The organism is Phytoactinopolyspora endophytica (assembly GCF_004138495.1).
GTDB classification, from domain to species: Bacteria; Actinomycetota; Actinomycetes; order Jiangellales; family Jiangellaceae; genus Phytoactinopolyspora; species Phytoactinopolyspora endophytica.
The window spans coordinates 516,011-518,619 of record NZ_ML142850.1; the positions used below are offsets into that span (position 1 = coordinate 516,011).

Annotated in this window: 3 protein-coding genes; all 3 read right to left on the minus strand. The window is 70.2% G+C overall.

Going from position 1 to position 2,609, the window contains the following annotated elements; translation table 11 throughout:
* Positions 1–216: ATP-binding cassette domain-containing protein (locus ELR45_RS40425; RefSeq protein WP_240759181.1), on the minus strand; the 216-nt coding region annotated here is incomplete at its 3' end.
* A 47-nt stretch (positions 217–263) separates the two neighbouring features.
* Positions 264–1,346 carry a FecCD family ABC transporter permease gene (locus ELR45_RS05665; protein WP_129664277.1) on the minus strand — a complete coding sequence of 361 codons (1,083 nt, stop codon included), beginning with the start codon at positions 1,344–1,346 and terminating at the stop codon, positions 264–266.
* A 5-nt stretch (positions 1,347–1,351) separates the two neighbouring features.
* Complete coding sequence (locus tag ELR45_RS05670) at positions 1,352–2,356, minus strand: FecCD family ABC transporter permease (protein ID WP_165367518.1); 1,005 nt, start codon at positions 2,354–2,356, stop codon at positions 1,352–1,354.
* Positions 2,357–2,609: the final 253 nt, after the last annotated feature.

Genomic DNA, 2,609 nt, shown 5'->3' on the forward strand with positions numbered 1-2,609 from the left:
CGGGGTCAGCAACCGCGACATGGCACGCAACAGCGTCGACTTGCCGCAAGCGTTCGGACCGACGATCACGGTGAACGACTCGTCCGGAATCGACACGCTCAGGTCCTCGGAGATGACACGTTTGTCGTAGCCGATGGTGGCGGCGTCGACATGCAGGCGTGCTGCCGGCGAGCCGGCGACGCTGGCCCGCGACCGGTCGTCGTCGAGAAGAGTCATCCGTCCGTCCTTCGTTCGGTCCTTCAGGAACGCGTCCCGTGTGCCGTTCATATCCGCCGCCTCGCCTCATGGATGAGCAGCCAGACCAGGTAGCCGCCGCCGACGACGACCGTGACCACACCCACCGGGAGCGCCGCAGGTAGCCGGTGCTGGGCCACGTAGTCGGCCGTACACAGCAGGAACGCGCCGAGGAACGCTGCCGGGGCCAGTGCGACGCCCGGGGTCCGGGCGAGACGGCGAGCGATCTGCGGCGCGGCCAGGGCCACGAACGCGATCGGCCCGGCCGCCGCGGTGACCGTCGCGGTCAGCGCGACCCCCACCACGATCAGACCCAGCCGGGACGGTTCGGCCCGCACGCCGAGGGCCTTGGCAGCGTCGTCGCCGAGCTCGAGCTGCCTGAGCGGGCGTGCCAGCGCAGCCGTGGCGCATAGCAGCAGGAAGATGACGAGCGCACCGATCCCGGCCTGCTCCCAGCTGGTGGCGTTCAGCGTCCCGGCACCCCAGACCGCAGCGGTCATGGCGACTTCGAGGTCGGCGGTGAGCATCATCCACGTGTTCAGCGATCCGAGCATCGCGGAGATCGCGATACCGACGACGATCAGCCGGAACCCCTGCACGCCGCGCTTGAAGGCGAGCAGGTAGACCACCGCCGCCGTCGTGATGCCGCCGGCCAGCGCACCTGCGGCGACGTCGAGATAGGAGCCGCCGATCAGGATGATGACGATCAGTGCGCCGGTGTAGGAGCCTGCCGAGAACCCGATGATGTCCGGGCTCGCCAGCGGATTACGGGTCAGTGACTGGAAGATCGCACCGCTGACGCCCAGTGCCGCGCCGAACACGATCGAGGCGGCCACCCGCGGCATCCGCCATTCGAGGACCACCGTGCGCGCGAATCCGTCGTCGCCGACGAAGATCGCGGAGCCGACCTCACCGATGCTGAGCACGTAGTCGCCGCTACCGAGCGTCACCAGCGCGACCAGCACCGTGGCAGCGGTGATCGCCGCGCACACCACGATCGTGCGCAGGTCGAAGCGCAACCAGAAGCCGCCGCGGCGCCAGCGCAGCGTGCGACGGCCGAAGTCCACCCGTGCGGCCGGCGCGTCACCCGCGTGGCCCGGCCTGGTCTGCATACCGGTCACAGGCCACTCGCCTTCTTGCGGCGGATGAGAATGATCAGCACCGGCGCACCCACGAATGCGGTGACGATACCCACCGGCACCTCGCCCGGACGCATCAGGACGCGACCGAGGATGTCGGCGCTCAGCAGCAGGATCGGCGCCAGCACCACGGTGTACGGGAGTATCCAGCGTTGGTCCGGCCCGACGATCCACCGTGCGACGTGTGGCATCATCAGGCCGACGAAGCCGATCGGTCCGGCGATGGCGGTCGCTCCCCCGGCCAGCAGCGTCACGGCGATGACGACGATCACCCGGGTGCGGGTCACGTTCGCCCCCAGCGACGAGGCCATGTCCTCACCGAGCCCGATCGCATTGAGGGGCCGCGCGGAGACCATGGCCAGCAGCAGGCCGGCGGCCAGAAACGGCAGTACGGGCCAGACCACGTCGAGGTCCCTGCCGACGAAAGACCCGGCGTTCCAGTTGCGCATCTGGTCGAACGTCTGGGGGTCGAGCAGCACCAGGCCGGTCGTGATGCCGCTGACGACCGCGCCGAGCGCGACACCGGCCAGCACCAGGCGTACCGGATCGGCCGGGCCACGACCGGCGGAGCCGATCAGGTAGACCGCGACCGTGACCATGAGGGCCCCGGCGAAAGCGAACCACAAGTAGCCCGAGACCGACCCGACGCCGAACACGCCGATCCCCAGTGCGACGAACAGCGCCGCACCCGCGTTCACACCGAGAATCCCCGGGTCGGCGAGCGGATTGCGAGTCAACGCCTGGGTGAGAGCGCCGGCGATGCCCAACGCGGCGCCGACGACCAGCCCGACCACCGTTCTCGGCAGCCGCAGCCCGCGCACGACGTGGTGGTCATCGATGTCCGCGTGATCGAACAATGCGTCCCACACCACTGTCAGCGGGATCTCCCGTGCCCCGACGGAGATGCTCAGCAGCACGACGACGGCGAGCGCCGCCAAGGCCACCAGGAACCCCGCGCCGCGCACGGAGTTACGTCTGGCCACACCACGGACCGGGACCGTCGAGGTCTGCCCTTGTGCCGCACGGTCCTCACGCCGGTCGCCGGCTTCGCGTCCTTCACCGGCGTCGCGCGACCCCGCGGTGACGACGGTCACCCGGACCGCTCCCGCTTCCACGGCGCCGCCGCTGTGTCGCGCACTGCCTTGCGCACCTGCACTCCGTTCGCTGCCCGACCGTTCCGGCCTCACGATCCGCCGAGCTCCATTGCCCGGGCCGCGAGCGCGCCTGCCCGCGGAT